This window comes from Ruegeria sp. BHSB172 (assembly GCF_059613165.1).
This window is the reverse complement of sequence record NZ_JBXWRZ010000052.1, coordinates 1-21,245: the sequence shown is the minus strand read 5'-3', so window position 1 is coordinate 21,245 and position 21,245 is coordinate 1. Positions and strand designations below refer to the sequence as shown.

Genomic DNA, 21,245 nt, shown 5'->3' with positions numbered 1-21,245 from the left:
GAGGTCCGCCGGACTGACCGGATTTCGACTCAAGCTGTTGCATCAACCCTCATATTGCATCGAAACCGCGGCGCAAGCATCCTCGCAGATCGAAATCCCGAAATCGTGATCGCCACCTGCGACGCATCGCGCCGATCACGGCTTGAGGGTGAACCGCCGCCCCAGTGTCACGAACACGCCGTTGGATGTTGCCCGGAACCCGTTCTGGTCGTCGTATTCGTACTGATAACCCATGTTGACCGCCCAGTCCCGGGTGATCGCACGGGAATAGGAGGCGTTGAACACACTACGCTGGCGCGGATTTTTAGGGCCTGACCCTTCGTTTTCCTGGTCGATGAAATTCACGCTGAACGACAGGGCCGACACCGGATTGATGATGTAGTCATAGGTCAGAAAAGCCAGCGTCTGCCGCGTTTCCACACTCTGTGTGCTGGTGCCGACCCGGCGCTGGATGGTTGCCCCGATCCGAGAACTGGCCAACCTGTAGCTATAGTCCAGTTGTCCGATCGGCGTCACCTCGTCGAACGGTCCTCGGGTGAATCCGATATCAAACCCAAAAGTCCCGTTGGCCCGCTGGAAATCACGCCCGAAGGTCGCATTGATGCGCGAGCCGTTCACGCCGAAGGTCTGGTCGATCAGAATATCGGCTGACCCGTCCGGCAGCGTCTTGTTCCAGGAAAAGTCCCAGACGAAATCCTCGGTCACGTTGCTGGTGTTCGAAACGCGCTGGGTGTCGTCAACCTTGCTGTAGCCGATATTCGCACTGACGGTCGTGGTGGCCGAAACATCATAAGTGGCGCCAGTTGACAGAACAGTGGTGTTGCGATCCGTCTGCACGGCGTCATCGGCCTGGAATTCGCGGTAGTTCAGGCTGACGTTGGTCTGCAAGACCGGCGAGATCCGCATCAGCACGCTTCCGAAGAAGTCATTGGCGTTGTTGTCGAACAGTCCTGGATCGATGGTGTTGGAATAGCTGCGTTCACGATAGTTGTAGGAAAACCGGAACCCAAGGGGGTCGTTCAGTCCCGTCTGCCAATTCAGATTGCCGCGGGTATCGACCTGATCGCCGATCGTGCCGATGACATCGGCAGCATCGATCACCCCATCAAGGTTGACGTCGGTCAGCGACCGGTTGAAGGCCAGATCCCGTTCGCGATACGAAGCCAGCAGACTGAAGTTGCTGTTGGCGTTTCTGCGCTGATAGTTCAGCTGGGTAAACGGGTCGGAAAAGCTGCCATCGGTCCCGATGATCGGCTCGTCCGCGATGCGATACAGCCCCGACAGGTCGAATTGCAGGGTCGAGTTCGGAGTCTGGTTCAGAATCCCCAGGGCCAGCGTATTCTCCCACCAGGTGGTCGAGCCCAAAGATGGATCCGTCAGACGCAGGTTGTCGTCGTGCCGCAGCGACGACAGATAGTCCAGCGTCACGGTTAGACCGGTGCCGGTACCCGCTGCACCTGCGGCTTGGCCCACCCGTCGCGCAGGGTTGCGCTGCGCCTGCTGCACGATCAGCTGCTGGCTGGGCGCTTGCTGCGTGGTGGCCGGCTGCGTCGTTGTCTGCTGCCCCGACACCTGTTGGCCCGTGGCGGGCGACACTGCCGCCACGAAAGCGACGCTGCCCAAAAGCGTCAGGCCCTGCCTCTTCCTGAATTTCCCCACCTGTATCTGCCCCTATTCGAACAAGCGGCGCGAGGGTACGACCACGACGTCTCCGGGTTTGAGCACCGTATTGCCCTGAATGCCACCGCCCGCGCCATCATAGTTGTAGAGGTATTTGTTCATCACGCCTGTTTTGCTGTCCACCCGTCGCAATTCGATGCGTTTGCGGGCCGCGAAGTTGGTCAGGCCGCCGGCCTGAGCCAGAACCTGAAGAATTGTCGTGCCTTCCGTCGCCGGAAGCTTTCCGGGAATGTTGACCTCGCCCATGACGAAGACGTCGATCGTTGGCCCTGTCGGCGTCAGGCCGGGAAGGGCCGGGGCCGCAAGGGCTGCGATCGACGCATAGACGGTCGGAGGCGTGTTGAAGTTGTTCGCCAGTGCCGACGCCAGCGCGGTCTGCAACCCGCTGGTCGACTTGCCGGCCGCCCGGATCGTTCCCGCAAGCGGGAAGTTGATGGAGCCGTCAGGCAGAACCAGCACGGTTCGGTTCAGGGTCGGGTCCTCGAGAACCTCGATTTTGAGCGCATCTCCCGGCTGGATCTGATAGGAACCCTGCGCGAAGGCGCCGGTCGACAGCACCAAGGCCGTCACGAAGGTGATCAATGATCCGATGACTGTCCGCATGTTCAATTCTCTCATTTTCCCAAAGTATGCCCATTTTCTCCATTCGTCACAATCGGCCTGACGCAGCAAACGGGATCGGTGCGGCAGAATTGCCGCGGACCTTCTATTGACCGCCGCTCAACTCGATCTGCAGCCGTTCGATCTCGGCTTCGATGTTTGTCACCACATCCGGGGCCGCTTCCCTCGATTGCGCAGCCTGATAGACACGCAGGGCGTCCTCTCTACGCCCGACGGCCTCATAGGCTTTGCCCAGATGCTGCAGGACCACGGGATGATCCGGCAACCCCTTTGCCGCACTTTCCAGATATGTCAGCGCCTCGTCATAGTTGCCCAAGCGATAGGCGACCCAGCCATATGTGTCCTGAAAGGCCGGAACGCGGCTGCCACGCAGGCTCCGCACAAGAACTTGCGCCCGCTGCAGGCTTTCGTCGTCATCGCGGCGGGTCGTCAAAAGGCTGGCCAGATTGTTCGCCACGACCGGCGAGCGGTTGCTAGCGGTATAAGCCTTTTCATATGCTGCAATCGCCGCTTCCCATTCGCCGGCCCACTCATAGCCTTCGGCCTGCAACATCAGCAGGTCCGCGTTGTCGGGCAAGGCGGTCAGTGCTTGCTGCACCGTGGCCCGGACCTGCTGCGGATCTTCATGGCGTTTTTGCAACGCGATCAGCCCCAGCCAGGCCCGCGCCGATTCCGGGTCATCGGCCACGATTGCGCGGTACAGCCGCGCGGCCGCTTCCGGCTCTCCCTTCTTTTCGAGCACATGCGCCTTGACGATCCGCAGGATGTTCGACTCCGGCGCCTCAGCCAGCAGGGAATCCAGGCGGGCTTCGGCTCCGGCAAAGTCGTTTTGAACCACCATCAGACGGATCAGGGCGAGATCGGCTGGCAATCCGAATTCTGGGTCTTCCGCCAGTTCGCCCAGAAACGCCGCCAGATCGCCGGTGCGGTTCTGCCCTTCCATCATCCGCGCCTTCAGCTCGCTGGTTTTGCGGCGTGTATCGGGATCATCCAGCGGGTCGAGCGCCTGCAGCACGGAGTCAAGCCGGGGCCAGTCCTGCAAGGCGACATAAACATCGCCCAACGTCAACAGAAGCCGAGGGTCGGTCGGGGCCTTGCGCAACGCGTCGATCAGGACACTTTCGGCGATCTTCAGATTGTTCTCTTCGATCAGGTGCAGGGCATAGTTCAGGGTTTCGGTCGGCGCGTTGCCGGACAACTCGACCGCAAGCGCCAGCATTTCGCCCTTCAGGTTGCGGTCGCCGTTTCGGTCATGCGCCTGAGCCATCAAGGTCACGAGCTGCGGGTCGCGTGCGTTCGTCTCGAGCGCCGCGCGCAACAGCAGGATCGCGTCTCCAATGGCGTCATCCTCGATCAGCCACGCCGCCTTGAGCTTGACGGCCTCGGTCTGGGTCGGGTCTTCGCTCAGGACGCGTTCGATCACGGCGCGGCCTTCTTCCCGATGGCCGGACAGAATCAGCATCCGCGCGAACTCCACCTCGTTCTCACGTGTCTGCGCCGTGCGCGGAGCACCATCCAGCAAGGCGCGCATCTCGGACAGCGCCCCATCGGTATCGCCCGACTGGAACCGCAGCGCGGCACGCATCATTCGGTATCGCGCGGCATTCGGCCCGCCCGCCGCGATGGTCCGGGTCATTTCCGCGATGGCGGCATCATGGCCGCGATGCTCGGTCAGAAAGGCAATCAGACGCTGAACGGGAAAATAGTCTTCGGACAGCGGATCCGCCTTGGCCCGCAGGATCTCTTCGGCATCGTCCAAACGGCGCTGATCGATGAAATGTTCTACCAGCATCTGCTCGACGCCCTGATCGCCGGGGAAGACGTCGATCATCTGGCGCAGCTGCTTTTCGATCTCGCCCGTCTTGCCCAGCTGCTGAAGAGCGTGGAGCCGGATCGTGTAAAGGTTCCCCTCGGTCGGCGCAAAAGCCAATGCGGCATCCACTTGGTCGATCACATCATACCAATCCTGGGCGCGCACGAGATGATCGATCACCACGTGCCGAGCCGTCATCATGTCGGGGCGGTCATTCAGCATTGCGCGCGCCGCAGCGACGGACTGTCCGACGCCGGCATCGTTGCCATCCCGCACCGCGTCGGTATAGGCCAGCGTGTTCTGCAACGACGCTATCTCGGCCTCTTCCGGGGCCAACTGTGCGGCCTTGGTGACATAGCGCCGCAGATCTTCCCACAGCCCCTGTTCCAACGCCATTTCCGCCAAGGCCCGATTGCCTTCGAGGTTGTCAGGATACTGTTCCACCAACAGCAGATACTGGCGATAGGCCAGTGGCACGTTGCCGCGTTCGCGCTCGAGCCGGGCGAAGGTCAACCGCGCTTCTTTATGTTGTCCGTTCAGTTTGAAAACGTTCTTGAACTCGATCAGCGCGCGCTCGACGTCGCCGTTCTCGAGATGGGCAAGACCGGCCTGATAATGCGCCTCGGCCCGTTCTTCCGCCGTGTCGCAGGCGCTGAGGAAAAGCGCGGCAGTCAGCAGGAATGCCGCGAAGGTCCTGCCAAGAAGGTTTCCGATTGCGTTCATCACGTCACTCCTGCAACTGCCAGCGTCGCTGCCTGATGCCGGGCCATTCTCAACAGCCGGTGCCGCGAAGGACCACGAAGAGCGTTTTGAACATGATCGAAAGATCGGTGCCGAAGGACATCGTTTTCCAGTATTCCGAATCGTGATGCGCCCGCTCGGCGAATGAGGACTGGTTGCGCTCGGATACCTGCCACCGGCCGGTGATGCCCGGCCGCATCACATAATACAGGTGCCCGGGGTACATGCTTTGCTGCTTGACCATCATAGGTCGCGGTCCGACCAGGGACATCTCGCCAACCAGCACGTTCCAGAACTGCGGCAGTTCATCCAGCGACGACTTGCGCAAGAAGGAACCCAAGCGGATGATCCGGGGGTCGTCTGTGAGTTTCTGATTGCGCTCCCATTCGGCACGTGCGTCAGGGTTGGCTGCCAGATGCGCCTCGAGGACGGTTTCGGCGTCCTTCACCATCGTGCGAAGCTTCAGCAGGTGGAAGGTCTTGCCATTTTGGCCGACACGCTTTTGACGATAGAAGGGCTGTGCGCCCTGAAAGGCCAGCAGCACCGAGAAAACCACCACCAGCGGCACGACGATGGGCGCGGCAGCGATCACGAATACAATGTCAAAGGCTCGCTTTCCGAAGCGACCATAAAAACCGGAACACCGATTTGCGGCCGGCAATACCGGAACTCTGCGGTAACCAGTCCCGGCTACCTCCTTAGAATGGATTGTCACTATTTAAACCCCCAGCACACAACGGACACCTACACTCAATCACACACTCAGGAACCAACTACTCGCACGACCTCAAAGCGCTATTCAAATTTTTTTCATACAAATGGGACGCTTCACCCTTTCTTCATTGTTCACATGAATTGATGAACGCCTGCGTCCAAAAGACTAACAAATTCTTAAGGGCTTGCAAAACATTAATGGGCTCGGACCGCACTGTTTGAGTGGGAAGCGCACGGAATTTCAACGGCATGGCGTGGCGAAGCGCACGGGTCGCCCGGTCAGAAAACATCCGTCCATTGTGCATGATTCGGGATCAATGCAGCCGCATGGGCGCCTTTAATCCCGATAATGCCCCGATTTGGCTTTGCGGGCCCGCCCGTTGATTCTGCGTTGCACCGGCTTGCGCGCGATGGCCTGACGGAAACAATCACCTAAAAATGTTTCCATTGCACCTTCTGGGCGGGTTAATGTGTCACTCTGGAGATATGGGGGATGCTCTCTATCTTGATGTTGTGGCACAATGACGTGCATGTTGAGGGCCGATATAGTGGCTTCTCGTTATTTTGTTAGGATTTACCTGTGGTTCAGGGTGCAAGTTTGGGTAATCTCTGGAGAGCCAGGATTTTTTTCGACAAGTCGGAAGGCGACCGAGGTGCCATGTCATCCAGCGACGGGTTCTATCTGGATTATTTCGGCCTAGACCAGCGGCCATTCACTCTGCTGCCCGATCCCGGTTTCATGTACTGGTCGCCGCTGCACAAACGCGGCTATTCGATCTTGCAGTTCGGAATCATGAGCTGCGCGCCGATCACCGTTCTGACCGGAGAGATCGGCGCCGGCAAGACCACGCTGATCCAGCATCTTCTGAAGGACATGGAGGAGTCGATCACCGTCGGGCTGATCTCGAACGCTCAGGGCGGGCGGGGCGAGCTGCTCCAGTGGGTCATGCATGCCTTGGGCCTGCCGTTTGAAAAGGACGCGGCCTATGTCCAGCTGTTTCAGGCGCTGCAGGAATTCCTGGTCTCCGAATACGCGCAGGGCCGGCGTGTCGTGCTGATATTCGACGAGGCGCAGAACCTGACCGTCGAAGGGTTGGAAGAGATCCGGATGTTGACCAACATCAATGCCAACACCGATGAACTGATCCAGCTGGTCTTGGTGGGGCAACCAGAATTGCGCGACATGGTGCTGGACCCGAAGATGCGCCAGCTGACCCAACGGGTGGCCGCGAGCTTTCACTTGGAGCGGATGGATGCGCCGTCGGTCGAAAGCTACATCCGGCATCGGATGAAGGTCGCCGGGGGGACCGGGGACGAATTCACCGAAGAGGCCTGCAAGCTGATCTTCGAAAAGACCCGTGGCGTTCCCCGGCTTGTGAACCAGCTGTGCGACTTCACCTTGCTGTACGCCTGGACCAACGAGACCAGAAACGTGGATGAAAACATAGTGCAACAAGTGATCGACGACGGCGTGTTCTTTGGCGGGAACTCACTCGAGAAGGAGCTGACAGACTGACATGGGCCCGGTTCGCTACTACATCTCGATCTTTCTGCGGCGCCTGCCGTATTTCCTCGTCGTTGCCCTGATCGTATCCGCTGCGTCGATCATCATCGCACGCACCCTGCCGCCCACCTATGTGTCGCAGATGCGGTTGATCGTCGAATCCCCGCAGATTCCGGGCAATCTGGCGGCCAGCACCGTCAACACCACGGCGGCCGAGCAACTGCAGATCATCGAACAGCGCCTGCTCACCCGTCCGATCCTTCTGGACATCGCCGAGGAGTTCGACGTTCTGCCCAATCAAGACGAGGCAAGCCCGGACCAGATCGTCGACACGATGCGCGCCAACACCAGAATCCGGATCGCCACCGGGCGCAATCAGGCCAACCTGATGACCATTACCTTCGAGGCCCGTTCCGGTCGGGTCGCGGCCGGTGTCCTGAACGCCTATCTGACGGAAATCCAGAAGCTCGACGTGAATTACCGCAAGGAGCGAGCCTCGGACACGCTGGAATTCTTTGAACAGGAGGTGGATCGGCTGAGTGATGAGTTGGACCGGCGCAGCGCGCAGATCCTCGAGTTCCAGAACGAAAACTCGGACTCGCTGCCGGCCAGCCTGCAGTTCAGACTGACCCAGCAGGCGACGCTGCAAACCAACATCCAGCAGCTTGATCAACAACTTTTCTCACTGCGAAACCAGCGTGAAAAGTTGCTGGAGATCTATGCCACGACCGGTCAGATCTCGACGATCGGACAACAACCGCAGACCCAGGCCCAGCAACAGTTGGCGCAGCTGCGCAATCAGCTGGACAATGACCTGGGCATCTATTCGGAAAACAGCCCCAAGATCAAAATCCTGCGCGCGCGGATCGCCCGCCTGGAAGAGGTCGTAGCCGCGGAGCAGGCCACCAGCGCCGCAACATCGGGCGCGCAGACCGGGAACTCGACTCTGGATCTGCAACTGGCGCAACTGGATTCGCAGATCGAGTCTCTGGAAGATCAGAAAACCGATGCCGAAAAGCGCCTGGCCGAGGTGACACGGACCATCGACCAGACCCCGGCGAATGCGATTACCCTCGCCGAGCTTCAGCGCGACTACAACAACGTCCAGGCACAGTACAACACAGCGGTGGCGCGGCTGGCCTCGGCCTCGACCGGCGAGCGGATCGAGGTAACCTCGCAGGGGCAGCGGATTTCTGTGATCGAATATCCGGTCGCGCCCAGTTCACCGACCAAGCCGGACCGCCTGATGATCGCTGGCGGCGGAACCGCCTTCGGTATCGCCCTGGGGATCGGGCTGGTCGTTCTGCTGGAACTGCTGAACAAATCCGTCCGCCGACCCGAAGACCTGATCAACAAGTTGCAGGTCTGGCCGATCGCGACAATCCCTTATGTCCGCACGCGCGGCGAGGTCATTCGCGCGCGACTGGCCTGGGCCGTTGTCATCCTGGCCATTTTGGGCAGCGTGCCGGCCGCCGTCTGGTCGGTTCACACGTATTATTTACCGCTCGACCTGATTGCCGAAAAGGTGATCGACAAGCTGGAGGTGTATTGGTGAGTTCTGTTCAAGTCAGCGATGGGAGCGCGTGATGGACCGTCTGCAACAGGCGATTCAAAAGGCCCGAGAGGAACGGGAAAGCCGTCAAAGAACCGTGCCCGCGGAACCGCTGCGGCTTGACCCGGATCAGGCTGTTGCGCCCTCGGTGACGAATGTCGAAACGTTGTGGTCGGATCTACCCGCCATCGAGATCAACCCGCGCGTCGCCTCCAAAAACCGCCTGGTGTCGTTGGAGGGCGGGTCGGACGCCGCGCCCTATGACATGCTGCGCACCAAGATGCTGCAACAGATCCTGTCCAATGGCTGGCGCCGGGTTGCGTTGACGTCGCCCTATGCCGGATGCGGCAAGAGCACGGCGGTCGCAAATCTTGCCTTCAGCCTGGGGCGGCAGGAAGATCTGCGCACCGTCGTGATCGATTTCGACCTACGGCGCCGTGGGCTGGCCGACGTGTTGGGGCAGAGCGGCGCGCACAACATGGCGGACATCATATCCGGTTCGGTACCGTTTCAGGAGCATGCGCGGCGGCACGGCAACAACGTGATTTTCGGACTGAATTTCAGCCCGACCCGCAATCCCGCCGAAATTCTGCAAAGCCGCAGGACGATCGAGCTGCTGGAATGGATCGAATCCGAATACCAGCCCGATATCATGCTATTCGACACGCCGCCGCTGATGGTCAGCGACGACAGCCACGGGTTCCTCAGAAACGTCGATTGCGCTTTGCTGCTAGCTGCGGCCGAAGAAACCAGCATCGACCATATAGATGTGGCGGAACGCCAGCTGGCCGAATTGACCAAGATCATGGGGATCGTCCTGACCAAGTGTCGCTATGTCAGCGGGGCCTTCGGCAATGAATACGGATCGTACTGACGCGGCCCCCGAAAACGCGGTCATCATTCCCCACTACAACGACCTTCCCAGGCTCGAACGCTGTTTGCGGGCACTGATGGAAAATGACACCACCAGCACCGAGATCGTGGTCGTGGACAATGCCTCGTCGGTGTCGCTGGACGCAATTCAGCGCGCTTTCCCGATGGTTCGGTTTCTGGTCGAAACGCAAAAAGGCGCCGCCCATGCCCGCAACAGGGGCGTGGCCGAAACCAGCGCCCCGCGGCTGTTCTTTCTGGATGCCGATTGCGTTCCCGCCGCCGACTGGCTGACGGTCGGACGCCAGGTCGCCGACACCGCCGACCTGATCGGCGGGCGGGTCGACGTGTTTGACGAAACCCCGCCACCGCGCAGCGGGGCCGAGGCATTCGAGGCTGTTTTTGCCTTCAACTTCCGCCGCTACATCGAGGTCCAGGGCTTCTCGGGTGCCGGAAACCTGCTGACGCGACGGGACGTGTTCGACGCGATCGGCGGTTTCACGAACGGCGTGTCTGAGGATCGGGAATGGACCATGCGGGCGGTCTCGCACGGGTACAGCCTGATCTACGAGGACAGGTTCCGCGTCAGCCACCCGTCGCGCCAAGACTGGCCGGCGCTGAAGACCAAATGGCGGCGAACCACTCAAGAGGCTTTTCAGTTGAACGGAACCACCATTCGGGCGCGATTGCGCTGGATGATGCGGGGGCTGGCCATGCCAGCCAGCGCGGTGGTGCATACGCCGAAGGTTCTGACCAGCGACAAGCTGGGCTCCGGCCGGGAAGTCGGTGCGGCCATCGGCACCCTGTATCGGCTGCGATGCCAGCGGATGGTCTGGATGTTGCGGCAGGCCGCAGGGTTCGAGATCTGAGCCGGGCCAAACGAAAAAAGGGCCGCATCGCGCAGCCCTTTTAACATAATCATCATTATGACCGTTTGATCATGCCGCCTTGCGACGACGGGTCAACGCCAGACCTCCCAAGGCCGTCAACAGCAGCAACCCGCCGGCCGGCAGCGGAACCGCGGCCACGTCGAAGTCAAAGGTGATGGCGCCGCCATTGGTGGTCCCCGACGAGTTCGCCCAGCTGAAGACCAGGTTCTGCCCCGGCGCGCCGGTCGACAGGAAAGTGGTATTCAGACGGGTAACACCCGATACCAGCGCCGCCGAGTTCAGCACGGTGTTGGTCGCCGCATCGACCCAGCTCATGGTCAGGCCGGTGAAGGTTCCCAGAATTTTCGCGGTGACCGAGGCCTGTGCATTACCAGGCAGCGGCGCGGTCGGCGTAGTGAAGTTCACCGAATAAACACCCGGACCACCCGTGGTGGACACCGTTCCGACAAACAGGTTGTCTGAGGTGATGTCATAGCTTCCGCCAGCACTCACAGTCGTGATGGCCTTGGCTGTCCCGGTCATTACAAAGGACGCGGCCAGTGCGATCGCGACCATTTTCAAAGTTCTAAACATCTATTCCCACCCTCGTATACTTGAACACATAAAGACCCGGACAGATGTCAGGCCGTGGATTGGATGAAACTAAGGTACACCATCACGTTGTTGTTGCGAGAACTTTTTTAATAATTGTGGCAATTTTTTGGCTTTTGGCGACAATTGACCCCCAAATCAACCATTGGGCGGCTCTTTGTTTCCTTTTGCTCAACACTGCATCCTCCGCCTTCTGGCCCGAATCGGCTTCGCGTCCTCGGCGAGAAGTTCCGATGCGGACACTGCCCAAAGTCGCAAATGAGTGCTGTGCGCCTGCAGCTGCGGAACGCCCGGGCCCCTTGCGAATAAGGTTTTTGCAACCACTCGGTTCCGACCGCCCTCATTGGTTCGGACCGGTCTGCACGCCACTGCGCTGACCGGTGTCGGCGGAACCAGCAGCGCGGAATTGCGTCTCGGACCATTTTTTTGTCCTTCGTCGGCCCAAGAACTTCGTGTAACCTCGCCCATACTGAAGATGACGAGTGTGGGTGCCTGACCGCCGGAGGTATCCGAACGGTTTCCTGGGCCGGGGCGACATTCTGCGCGCCGGTCGGTTATTGAAGAGTATTTTGATGAACGCAGCTGATTTCGACCCCGATGGCCTGCACCTGACTGCCAAACGCATCCTCGTCACCGGTGGCGCGGGTTTCCTGGGATCGCACTTGTGCGCACGATTGCTGGATCAGGGGCATGAGGTCCTGTGCGTGGACAATTTCTTTACCGGGAGACGCGGCAATCTGCGTCATCTTCTGAACAACCCCCGCTTCGAGGTCATGCGCCACGACGTGACCTTTCCGCTGTATGTCGAGGTCGACGAGATATACAATCTGGCCTGCCCGGCCTCTCCGTTCCACTATCAGCACGATCCGGTGCAGACAACGAAAACGGCGGTGCATGGTGCCATCAACATGCTGGGCTTGGCCAAACGGGTCGGCGCCACCATCCTGCAGGCCTCGACATCCGAAGTCTATGGCGACCCCCAGATCCATCCGCAGACCGAAGACTACGTGGGTCATGTGAACCCGATCGGGCCGCGTTCCTGCTATGACGAAGGCAAGCGCTGTGCCGAAACGCTGTTCTTCGATTACCACCGGCAGCACGGCCTGCCGATCAAGGTGGCGCGCATATTCAATACATACGGCCCGCACATGCACCCAGACGACGGGCGGGTGGTGTCCAATTTCATCATGCAGGCTCTGGCCGGAGAACCGATCACCGTCTATGGCGACGGCGGTCAGACCCGGTCGTTCTGTTTCGTGTCCGACCTGATCGACGGGCTGATCCGCCTCATGGAATCCCCCAAAGACGTGACCGGGCCGATCAACCTGGGCAACCCCGTCGAACTCAGCATCCGCGATTTGGCGGAAACCGTGATCCGCATGACCGGCTCGACATCCCGGCTGGATTTCCGCCCGCTGCCGCAAGACGACCCGATCCAACGTCAACCCGACATCACCCGTGCCAAAGAGCAACTTGGCTGGTCCCCCAAGGTGCCCCTGGAGCAAGGCCTCGAGGCCACGATCGCCTATTTCCGGCACCTGGCCACCGCAGCGCCCCAAACCGCTGCCGGCGGGGCATGACCCAGATTGACGATGCAATGCGCCCGCGGTGGTCCATAACCCTTCTGTTGCTGGGTGTGACCGTCGCCGCCGGTCTGTCGATCCTTGCAATCAATCGCGGACCGCTGGTGTATTTCGATACCGGCAGCTATGTGCGGCAGGGCAATGTCGTTCTGTCGATGATCCTGCCGGCGGCGGGTGAACCGGACAGCGCAACCCGAGCAACCCAGAAAACCCGGCACAAGGCTGACGACGACCAGACTGCGGGCGGATCGCGATCAATCTTCTACGCCGTTTTGGTGGCCGCATTCTGGCGCGTCGGATGGCTGGCCGGTCTGGCGTGGCTGCAACTGGGCCTTGTGCTGATGGCTGTCTGGCTGGCGATGCGGATGCTTGGACGCGTCGCGCCGACGGCACGTTCGACCGCTCAGTTAGTCTGCCTTCCGCTGCTGGCCGCTTCGACGACGTCGCTGCCCTTCTATGTCGCCTACGTCATGCCCGACATTTTCACGCCGGTCATGCTGATCCTTGTCGCCGCCGTGGTGGCTGCAGGCCACCGGATGCACGTTTCCGAGGCACTGGTAGCACTGGCGCTCGGCACCTTTTCTACGGTCCTGCACCCGTCGCATCTGGGCATCGCGGTGTTAATGGTTCCTCTGGTCGTTCTGGCCGCCGCGTTACGGATCGGCCAGGGGCGCTGGCTGGCGGCCGGGTTCGCGACGTGCCTTGCCGTGTTCGCGATCGCCGAACGGAAAGCTTTCGAAGTTGCCGTCGAAACCGTCACCCACAAAGACGTGGTCTATACGCCCCACATCACCGCCCGCTTGATCGTCGACGGGCCGGGGCTGGCCTATCTGGACGATGTCTGCCCTGCGCCGGACCTGGCGACATGCGCCCTGCACGAGGCCCTGACATGGTCGGATGATCCGTACCGCCTGACCGCGTCACATATCATTTTCGAGCGGTCCCCGCAGCTGGGCTCGTTCCGGTTGTTGCCGCCCGAGGATCAGCAGGCCATCGCCTTGGAACAGCGACAGTTCTTTCTGCTCGTCCTGTCCGCCTATCCCGTCGCGACGGTAACCGCATTGGGCAAGAACGCCCTGAGACAGCTTGGAACGCACAGCGTGGCGATGACGATCCCCAACTCGGCCACGATACGCAACGCCAAAAAGCTCTCGGGCCTGTCCGAAGATCAGCTTGCCGTCCTGGACAAAACGACCCTGAAACGATCCCAGACCTGGATCGACCCGCTGGTGGGGGTCCACTTCGCGATCTACGCGGTCTCGGGGGCGATCGTGGCCGTTCTGCTGCTGTGGCCTGCCCAGGTCGCTGCGCCCTACCGGGTGTTTACGCTGTTCCTGTTGATCGGAATCGCCATAAACGCGCTGGTATGCGGCGGCGTTTCCCAGCCAGCCGACCGTTACGGGGCGCGGGTCATGTGGCTGCTGCCCTTCGCCGCCGCCCTGCTCGTTCTGGTGCGAAATCCACGCTACAGACCACGAACGCCCACCGAGGATGAATGATGCAAAACGACCAACCGACGATCAGTGTGGTGATGCCCGCCTACAGGGCCGAACACCTGTTGCCCCGGGTGCTGCCCCCTTTGATCGAGATGTTGAAGGCCGGCACGGTCCAAGAGGTTCTGGTGGTCGATGACCAGTCCCCGGACGGCACGGCCGCGCTGGCCCGCGAAATGGGGGCGACGGTCTTGACGACTCCGGTCAATGGCGGGCCGGGCGCCGCGCGCAATCTGGCGGCCGAACAGGCCACGGGCGACATCTTGTGGTTCGTCGATTCCGACGTCATCGCCTGGCCGGACGGCCCCGAACACATCCGCCGCGCCATGTCCGAGGACAATGTCGGCGCGGTTTTCGGATCCTATGACGACGCGCCGGACGGGCAGTCGTGGTTTTCGCGCTACAAGAACCTGCTGCACCGCTATCACCATCAGCGCGCCCGGCGCGAGGCACGCACGTTCTGGGCCGGGTGCGGCGCCATCCGCCGGGACGTCTTCCTCGAGGTGGGCGGCTTTGACGTCAAGACCTACGAGATCCCCTCGATCGAGGACATCGAATTGGGCTATCGCATCGCAGAATCCGGCCGCCGCATTCTGGTCGAACCGCGCCTGCAGGGAAAACATCTAAAGATCTGGACGATCCGCAACAGCCTGAGCACCGATATCTTCTGCCGGGCCCTGCCATGGTCCCGCCTGATGATCTCGCGCGAGGGGCTGACGGACGATCTGAACACCTCCATGGCTGAGCGCGCGCGCGCGGCCGTCGCGGGGCTGCTGATTCTGTCCATTCTGATTCTGCCGTTCTGGCCAGGCCTTTGGCCTCTCCCCCTGATCCTGCTGGGTATCGCCTTCGCGATCAATCTGGACCTGTTCAGAACAATGGCCGGGCATGGTGGGCTTTGGTTTGCCGTCAAATGCCTGCTGTATCACCAAGTCTACTATGTCTACTCCGCGGCCGTATATGTCTGGTGCCTGTTCGAATACCACGTTCTGGGTCAGCGTCAGAAACTGCAGGTCAGGCGGAACTGAGCGGCCGGTGCGGGTCTGAAACACGCACAAGATTCGCCCTCCCCGAAGGTGAGTCCTGCCCCGGGCGCCACTGAAACAAAACAATCCCCCCGCAGACGGGCCATTGTTTACCTTGGGTACATATTCAAATAGGGCGTATTGGAACCGTTCGACGTTGCGGCGGTCATGCCGGCGCCAGCCGTCCCGCCCGCCGGACACAGACTGCGGAAGTCGGTGTGATTTCGATGCGCCCCGCGAGAATGGTTTTCTGGTAAAACAAGTGTTTGCAGCCTGTCCAGCCTTTGGTGCAACGCGTCGGCAACTCCTCGACGGCGCAGCCGCGAGCCCAAATCGCGTGGAGGCCGGTAGATGTGAACCAGGTCATTGATCGCTTGCGGCGCGCGGCGCAACTTTCGCGCGTCGGGCACTTTTTGAGCGGCCTGGGATCACGAAGCGAGCGTGTGACAGGAATTTGTTGCGAAGTTGGTGCAGCCTCTAGTAGCCTGACCCAAGCTATTTTGTGTGAGATTTGGTGTGAGTGAATTGAAAAACGATACTGTTCCGGTCGTCGTCATCGGTGGCGGACCAGCAGGTCTGACCGCTGCATACGAACTTCAGAAACTGAGCGACAAGCATGTCCCGCGGGTCTACGAGGCCTCAGACATGGTGGGCGGCATCTCGCGCACCGAAACCCACAACGGATACCGCTTTGACATCGGCGGGCACAGGTTCTTCACCAAGGTGCGCGAGGTCGAAGACATGTGGCACGAGGTGATGGGGGATGACTTCATCACCGTCCAGCGCCTGAGCCGGATTTTCTATCGCGGCAAGTTCTATGACTATCCGCTTCGCATCTTCAACGCGCTCGGCAATATCGGCCCGTACGAGACCTACAAGATCATCGGCAGCTTCATCAAATGGAAGATCCGGCCGAAGCCGCAGGAAGACACGTTCGAGGAATGGGTGATCAACCGCTTTGGTGGCCGGCTCTACATGCATTTCTTCCACAGCTACACCAAGAAGGTCTGGGGGATTCCCCCGTCCGAGATCCGGGCCGACTGGGCCGCGCAGCGGATCAAGAACCTGTCATTGCCCAAGGCTGTCTGGAACGCCATCTCGGGCGCCAATGACACGGCCAGCCTGATCGAGGAATTCCAATACCCCCGCCTGGGCCCTGGCATGATGTGGGAAAAGACCCGCGACCTGATCCGGGAACAAGGCGGCTCGGTCGAGACCCATTCCGAGGTGTTCCGGGTCAACCGCGAAGGCAACCGGGTGACTTCGGTGGACATCCGCCACTGGAACGAAAAAGGTGAGAAAACCACCGAACGGGTCGAGGCCGACGAGTTCATCAATTCGATGGCCGTGCGCGACCTGATCCATGCCTTCGACCCGCCGCCGCCGCCCGAGGTGATCGAGGCCGCCGACCGACTGAAGTACCGGGATTTCCTGATCGTGACGCTGGTGCTGAACCACGCCGACCCGTTTCCCGACAACTGGATCTACATCCACAGCCCCAAGGTCAAGGTCGGGCGCATTCAGAACTTCCGCGCCTGGTCGGCCGAAATGCTGCCCGACCAGAATACCGCCTCGATCGGTATGGAATATTTCTGCCAGAAGGGCGACGGGCTTTGGTCGTCCAGCGACGAGGACCTGAGGAAGCTGGCCAGCGAAGAGCTGGAGCAGCTGGGCCTGGCCAAGGCGTCGGACGTGATTGACCACGCCGTGATCCGGCAGCCAAAGGCCTATCCCGTCTATGACAGCGAATACAAGGACGCCCTGGACACCGTCAGCAGCTGGCTGAAGACGCTGGAAAACTTCCAGACGGTGGGACGCAACGGGCTGCACCGCTACAACAACCAGGATCACTCGATGCTGTCGGCCATGTATGCGGCCCGCAACATCCTGGGAGAAAACAACGACGTGTGGGACGTCAATGTCGAGAGGTCCTATCATGAGGAATTCGAGGCAAAACCCAAAAGACAGGCGGCCCGGGCCGAGCGTGTCGGCAAAGGCGCCGTTCTGGAATGAACTGCAACCCAACGGGTTGCCCCTTGCCCGACCTGTAAAAAGTCCGGTCGGGCAAGGACTATGCCGTGCAAACCAGGCTCTGGGCCCGAGTGGCACCGCTAACGACCTTTCCTTTTCTGATACCGTGCACCTTCGGGCCGTTCCATGAACCGCAAATTACGCAACCGCCTTTTCACCTTTCACATCTGGCTGGGGCTGCATCTGTCGATCTTCTTTGCCTTTCTGTTCCTCACAGGTTCCATTCTTGTCTTCGGCAATGAAATTCAGGCACTGACCCGCCCCGCAATCTGGACCACCGCCGCGGAAGAGGACCGCACGGCCAGTTTTGGAGCGATCTACAAGGGCATCAAGGACGCGCATCCTCACAGCACCGTTCAAACCATCACCAAGCGTCCCACCCCGTGGTTCGTCGACCGGGCCGAAGGCCGCACCGGCTGGGGCGAACAGGTCGTCTTCTGGACCGATCCCGCCACCGGCGCGCTTGTCGAGACCACCGGCTATCCCGGGTTTCAGAAAATCCTCCGCGAGCTCCATGTCAAACTGCTGTCGGGTCAGAGCATCGTCTACAAGGCGGTGGCGGCGACCTCGATCATCCTGCTGTTCCAGATCGTCAGCGGCCTGATCACCTATCGGCGGTTCTGGAAAGGGTTTCTGCGCTGGCCCACAACGGCCAACGGCCTGCGGCCTTGGGCCGGCGGAATGCACCGGCTGACCGCTCTTTGGGCCACGCCCCTGCTGCTGATCAGCGGTGTCACCGCCTTCATCTTTCTGTTGGGTGATTTCGGCATAGACGGCCACCGCCCCAAGCCACAGCCAGCGGCCGCACGGGAAACCGTGCTGCCCGCCGGATTCACACCCGATCTATTAGATCGGGCCGAGGCCCGCGCGCGCACGGGCCTGCAGGGGTTCGAACCCACGGGCGTGACTTTGCCTGGCAAGACCACCGAAAGCTTCCGCTTCGTGGGATATCTGCCGTCGATGCCGCATATTCGAGGGCTCAGCACCGTGGCGGTGGACCCCACCACGCTCGAGATCACGGGCGCCTTCACCCCGAATGACAACACCAGCCTTGCACGCTGGCGCAACGTCGTCGACGAGCTGCACTACGGGTTCTGGGGGGGCGCCTTTTCGCGGGTGCTGTGGCTTGTCATGGGGCTGATCGCAACCGGCGTGGCCGTGACCGGCGCCGTGATTTTTGCCGCACGGCTAGCCCCCGAGGCCGCGCAATATGGTCCGCTGCGGCGGATCTGGCGTGGGCTGGGCATCTTCCGCTGGGGCTACCTTCTGCTGGTGCCAGCGGTCGTGGCCGCCGGCCTCTACAATTTCGGCCCCGGCGCCCATCGCACCAGCCGCGTCGCCCCGGCCGATGGAATGCCCCCGGTCGCCCGGCTGATCCTGCGCGACCCGCTGAGGGCCGGCAAGCCACTCGACGTCGAACTGCGCGTGCGGGACCCCGCGCTCAGGATCGCGCGGGTCGAAGTCAACGGCCAGACCCCCGAGGTGACCGGCCCTCAGGCCGCCGCCGACGGCCCGGCCAAGGCGCGATTCAGACTGAACCCCGCGCAACAGGCCAACGACATCATTGCGCATCTGGCAAAAGAGGACGGCAGCGAAACGGTCGTCACCTTTCACCTCGGGCCGCCGATCTGGTGAGGTGATGAGCATCGGGCGCAAAATACGAAAAAATGGCGGCCAGGCGCGGAAACGGTCCAATTTCGCCCTGTTTTGCCGATACGCTCGGTGCTCAGGTGTCGGATTGCCATAGGCGGGAAGTTTCCGGGACGGCCGCGACCATTTTCATGGACGCCCCCCGGGTGAGTATGAACAGAATTGATTTTGAGTAGGTCAGGGTTTTGGGTTTCATGAACAAAGTTGCAGAACCAATCGGCACGGATCGCGCCAACACGGATGAGCCGGGCACGCCGGATGTCACCGGCATGAGCCTGAGCGTGGTCATTCCGGCCTACAACGAGGAAAACGCCGTTCGCGCGACCGTGGAAGACGTTCGCGCGCATCTCGGGCCGCTGAACATCCCCTACGAGATCATCGTGGTGGATGATGCCAGCGAGGACGGAACCCGCGCCGAAGCCGAAGCCAGCGGGGCAACCGTCACCTTCAACGACGTCAATTCGGGCTATGGGGCCAGCCTCAAGCGCGGCGTACGCATGGCGCAGCATGAATACGTGGCGATCCTCGATGCCGACGGCACCTACCCTGCGCGCTACCTGCCTGAAATGCTGGCCCTGTGTCGCGATCAGGACATGGTGGTCGGGGATCGGGGCGCCGCGATGAAAAACGTGCCGCTGCTGCGGCGGCCGGCCAAGAAATTCCTGTTCGCCTTCGCCTCGTTTCTGGCCGAGCGCAAGATCAACGACCTGAATTCCGGGCTGCGGGTGTTCCGCAAATCCGAGCTGATCCCGTTCCTGCCGCTGCTGCCGCAGAATTTCTCGTTCACCACCACGATCACGCTGTGCATGACGTCGAACGGCAAGCGGATGATCTATGTTCCGATCGAGTACGGAAAGCGGATCGGCAAATCGAAGATCCGTCCGATCGATTTTCTGAACTTTATCATCCTGATCCTGCGCATCAGTACCCTGTTCAACCCGCTGCGCGTTTTCATCCCGCTGGGTCTGGCTTTCTTCACGCTCGGGTTGGTCAAGTTCATCGTCGACATCTTCTACTGGAACCTCAGCGAGACCGCGGTGTTTTCGTTTTTGGCGGCCATCATGATCTGGTCGCTGGGGCTGATTGCCGACATGATTTCGCGCCTCCACCTGCGGCCGTGACATGGGGCGCCTGCTACCCTCCGATCCGGTCACGCGCCGCTGGTTGATCCGGCTGGTCGGGTCCGGCGTGATGCTGGCCGGTCTGTTCTGGCTTTTGCCGGCTGACGCGATCGTGGCGGCGCTCAAGGCCATTCCGCCCCCCGTGTTTCTGGCCGTACTGGTTCTGTTCCTGCTGGCCCATGTCGCCGCAGCGATGAAATGGTGGCTGTTGTTGAATCGTCGGATTTCGCCCCTGCTGGCGATCCGCGCCCATTTTGCCGGCCTTGCCGCCAACCTGTGCCTGCCAGGCGCGATCGGCGGCGACACCGTACGCGCAGCCATGGCGCAGGCCGCAATGCGCGACGGGGCCCAAGTGGTTGCTACGGCCACGGTGGACAGGGTGATCGACATGGTGGCCCTGCTGACCCTGTCCGGGCTGGGTCTGGTTCTGGTCTGGGACGGCGCGACCGGGACGACGGCGATCGGGGCCGCGGCCGTGATCGTGCTGACCGTGATGGTCGGAATGGTCGCCCTGCCGTGGTTGCTACCGCTGATCTGGCGCGCCTTCCCGGCCGTGCCGGGGCGCAGCTTTGCCCTGAGGCTGGCCGATGCCCTAGCCGGGTTTGCGGCCCGGCCCGGCCTTCTGGCCATCGTCTTCTCGGCTTCGGTTCTTATTCAACTTTCGCTGGTCCTTCTGGCCTGGTGGCTGGCACGGGCTGCGGGCGTTTCGGTGGACGCCGGCGCGTGGGTCTTTGCCTGGCCCCTGGCCAAGATCATCGCGGTTCTGCCTGTGTCCCTGAACGGGCTCGGGCTACGCGAGGCGACGCTGGCCGGGTTCCTCGTGCCCTTTGGAGTCAGCGCCCCAGCGGTGGTTGCCGCAGGGCTGGTCTGGCAGGTGGTTCTGTTTTCGGCGGGCGGAATCGGCGCGCTGGTTCTGTTGGTCTCAGGGATGAGTCTTGCTGCGCCCACGCGTTCGAGAAAGGAAGAGTGCAAGTGACGGATGTTTCCCAACCCCGATCGGGCGATCAGCCCCATATCATCATCCTGGGCGCAGGTCCGGCGGGCCTGGCGGCCGCCCATGCGCTGGCGGGCAAGGCGCGCGTGACCGTCGTCGAACGGGCCTCGGTGGCGGGCGGCAACTCTGCCTCGTTCCCGGTCGAAGGCGTGGTCTGCGACTACGGCTCGCACCGGTTCCATCCCGCAGCCGAACCCGAAGTGCTGCAGGACGTGAAGACCCTGTTGGGCGATGATCTGCTGCTGCGCCCCCGCCATGGACGCATCCGGCTCGGCGGCAAGTGGATCCATTTTCCGCTCAAGCTGACCGATGCGGTGTTGCGTCTGCCCAAACCCTTCGCCCTCTCGCTGATCGGCGACATGGTGCTGAAAC

General features: G+C 61.3%; 17 protein-coding genes. 12 read left to right on the top strand and 5 right to left on the bottom strand.

What is annotated here, in order from left to right:
- Positions 1-135: 135 nt before the first annotated feature.
- From AC2FM3_RS16055 to AC2FM3_RS16040, 4 genes are all read right to left on the bottom strand, one after another.
- Positions 136-1,659, bottom strand: a complete 1,524-nt coding sequence (locus tag AC2FM3_RS16055; protein ID WP_496683766.1) for a hypothetical protein — start codon at positions 1,657-1,659, stop codon at positions 136-138.
- 12 nt (positions 1,660-1,671) lie between these two features.
- Positions 1,672-2,298, bottom strand: coding sequence for a polysaccharide biosynthesis/export family protein (locus AC2FM3_RS16050; protein ID WP_496683764.1), 627 nt, complete (start codon positions 2,296-2,298; stop codon positions 1,672-1,674).
- 88 nt (positions 2,299-2,386) lie between these two features.
- Entirely contained in the window at positions 2,387-4,837 is a 2,451-nt protein-coding gene (locus AC2FM3_RS16045; protein WP_496683761.1) for a tetratricopeptide repeat protein, read from the bottom strand.
- A 49-nt stretch (positions 4,838-4,886) separates the two neighbouring features.
- Entirely contained in the window at positions 4,887-5,570 is a 684-nt protein-coding gene (locus AC2FM3_RS16040) for a sugar transferase (RefSeq protein ID WP_496683758.1), read from the bottom strand.
- 657 nt (positions 5,571-6,227) lie between these two features.
- On the opposite strand from AC2FM3_RS16040, the gene AC2FM3_RS16035 reads away from it, so the two are divergent.
- Genes AC2FM3_RS16035 through AC2FM3_RS16020 form a run of 4 tightly spaced genes read left to right on the top strand, consistent with a single transcriptional unit; the run spans position 6,228 to position 10,364 of the window.
- Complete coding sequence (locus tag AC2FM3_RS16035; protein ID WP_496683756.1) at positions 6,228-7,085, top strand: ExeA family protein; 858 nt, start codon at positions 6,228-6,230, stop codon at positions 7,083-7,085.
- A 1-nt stretch (position 7,086) separates the two neighbouring features.
- The gene (locus AC2FM3_RS16030) at positions 7,087-8,628 is read left to right on the top strand and encodes a GumC family protein (RefSeq protein ID WP_496683753.1); all 1,542 of its coding nucleotides are present in this window, start codon (positions 7,087-7,089) and stop codon (positions 8,626-8,628) included.
- A gap of 31 nt (positions 8,629-8,659) precedes the next feature.
- Positions 8,660-9,499, top strand: coding sequence for a CpsD/CapB family tyrosine-protein kinase (locus AC2FM3_RS16025; RefSeq protein WP_496683752.1), 840 nt, complete (start codon positions 8,660-8,662; stop codon positions 9,497-9,499).
- Positions 9,480-10,364 carry a glycosyltransferase family 2 protein gene (locus AC2FM3_RS16020; protein ID WP_496683749.1) on the top strand — a complete coding sequence of 295 codons (885 nt, stop codon included), beginning with the start codon at positions 9,480-9,482 and terminating at the stop codon, positions 10,362-10,364. The genes AC2FM3_RS16025 and AC2FM3_RS16020 overlap by 20 nt, the downstream gene beginning before the upstream one ends.
- Positions 10,365-10,433: 69 nt before the next feature.
- On the opposite strand, the gene AC2FM3_RS16015 is transcribed toward AC2FM3_RS16020, so the two are convergent.
- Positions 10,434-10,958: a VPLPA-CTERM sorting domain-containing protein gene (locus tag AC2FM3_RS16015; protein ID WP_496683746.1), complete on the bottom strand. Its 525-nt coding sequence runs from the start codon at positions 10,956-10,958 to the stop codon at positions 10,434-10,436.
- Between the two features lie 590 nt (positions 10,959-11,548).
- On the opposite strand from AC2FM3_RS16015, the gene AC2FM3_RS16010 reads away from it, so the two are divergent.
- The 8 genes from AC2FM3_RS16010 to AC2FM3_RS15975 form a co-directional block, all read left to right on the top strand.
- On the top strand, positions 11,549-12,556 hold the full coding sequence (locus AC2FM3_RS16010; protein ID WP_496683743.1) for a UDP-glucuronic acid decarboxylase family protein: 1,008 nt from the start codon (positions 11,549-11,551) through the stop codon (positions 12,554-12,556).
- Positions 12,553-14,058, top strand: a complete 1,506-nt coding sequence (locus AC2FM3_RS16005; protein WP_496683740.1) for a hypothetical protein — start codon at positions 12,553-12,555, stop codon at positions 14,056-14,058. The genes AC2FM3_RS16010 and AC2FM3_RS16005 overlap by 4 nt, the downstream gene beginning before the upstream one ends.
- A complete protein-coding gene (locus tag AC2FM3_RS16000; protein WP_496683738.1) occupies positions 14,058-15,080 on the top strand; it encodes a glycosyltransferase family 2 protein in 1,023 nt (340 codons plus the stop codon). Before AC2FM3_RS16005 ends, AC2FM3_RS16000 begins: the two co-directional genes overlap by 1 nt.
- Before the next feature lie 513 nt (positions 15,081-15,593).
- Positions 15,594-17,090 carry an NAD(P)/FAD-dependent oxidoreductase gene (locus tag AC2FM3_RS15995; protein ID WP_496683735.1) on the top strand — a complete coding sequence of 499 codons (1,497 nt, stop codon included), beginning with the start codon at positions 15,594-15,596 and terminating at the stop codon, positions 17,088-17,090.
- Positions 17,091-17,234: 144 nt separating this feature from the next.
- Positions 17,235-18,743, top strand: a complete 1,509-nt coding sequence (locus AC2FM3_RS15990; RefSeq protein WP_496683733.1) for a PepSY-associated TM helix domain-containing protein — start codon at positions 17,235-17,237, stop codon at positions 18,741-18,743.
- Positions 18,744-18,952: 209 nt separating this feature from the next.
- Positions 18,953-19,879 carry a glycosyltransferase family 2 protein gene (locus tag AC2FM3_RS15985; protein ID WP_496683730.1) on the top strand — a complete coding sequence of 309 codons (927 nt, stop codon included), beginning with the start codon at positions 18,953-18,955 and terminating at the stop codon, positions 19,877-19,879.
- Position 19,880: 1 nt separating this feature from the next.
- Positions 19,881-20,855, top strand: coding sequence for a lysylphosphatidylglycerol synthase transmembrane domain-containing protein (locus AC2FM3_RS15980; protein ID WP_496683727.1), 975 nt, complete (start codon positions 19,881-19,883; stop codon positions 20,853-20,855).
- Positions 20,852-21,245: NAD(P)-binding protein (locus tag AC2FM3_RS15975; protein ID WP_496683725.1), on the top strand; the 394-nt coding region annotated here is incomplete at its 3' end. The genes AC2FM3_RS15980 and AC2FM3_RS15975, both read left to right, overlap by 4 nt.

Coding starts and splice junctions, on each gene's coding strand:
- AC2FM3_RS16050 (WP_496683764.1), bottom strand. CDS start 2,298: ATGAGAGAATTGAACATGCGGACAGTCATCGGATCATTGATCACCTTC.
- AC2FM3_RS16045 (WP_496683761.1), bottom strand. CDS start 4,837: ATGAACGCAATCGGAAACCTTCTTGGCAGGACCTTCGCGGCATTCCTG.
- AC2FM3_RS16035 (WP_496683756.1), top strand. CDS start 6,228: ATGTCATCCAGCGACGGGTTCTATCTGGATTATTTCGGCCTAGACCAG.
- AC2FM3_RS16030 (WP_496683753.1), top strand. CDS start 7,087: ATGGGCCCGGTTCGCTACTACATCTCGATCTTTCTGCGGCGCCTGCCG.
- AC2FM3_RS16025 (WP_496683752.1), top strand. CDS start 8,660: ATGGACCGTCTGCAACAGGCGATTCAAAAGGCCCGAGAGGAACGGGAA.
- AC2FM3_RS16020 (WP_496683749.1), top strand. CDS start 9,480: ATGAATACGGATCGTACTGACGCGGCCCCCGAAAACGCGGTCATCATT.
- AC2FM3_RS16015 (WP_496683746.1), bottom strand. CDS start 10,958: ATGTTTAGAACTTTGAAAATGGTCGCGATCGCACTGGCCGCGTCCTTT.
- AC2FM3_RS16010 (WP_496683743.1), top strand. CDS start 11,549: ATGAACGCAGCTGATTTCGACCCCGATGGCCTGCACCTGACTGCCAAA.
- AC2FM3_RS16005 (WP_496683740.1), top strand. CDS start 12,553: ATGACCCAGATTGACGATGCAATGCGCCCGCGGTGGTCCATAACCCTT.
- AC2FM3_RS16000 (WP_496683738.1), top strand. CDS start 14,058: ATGCAAAACGACCAACCGACGATCAGTGTGGTGATGCCCGCCTACAGG.
- AC2FM3_RS15990 (WP_496683733.1), top strand. CDS start 17,235: ATGAACCGCAAATTACGCAACCGCCTTTTCACCTTTCACATCTGGCTG.
- AC2FM3_RS15985 (WP_496683730.1), top strand. CDS start 18,953: ATGAACAAAGTTGCAGAACCAATCGGCACGGATCGCGCCAACACGGAT.
- AC2FM3_RS15980 (WP_496683727.1), top strand. CDS start 19,881: ATGGGGCGCCTGCTACCCTCCGATCCGGTCACGCGCCGCTGGTTGATC.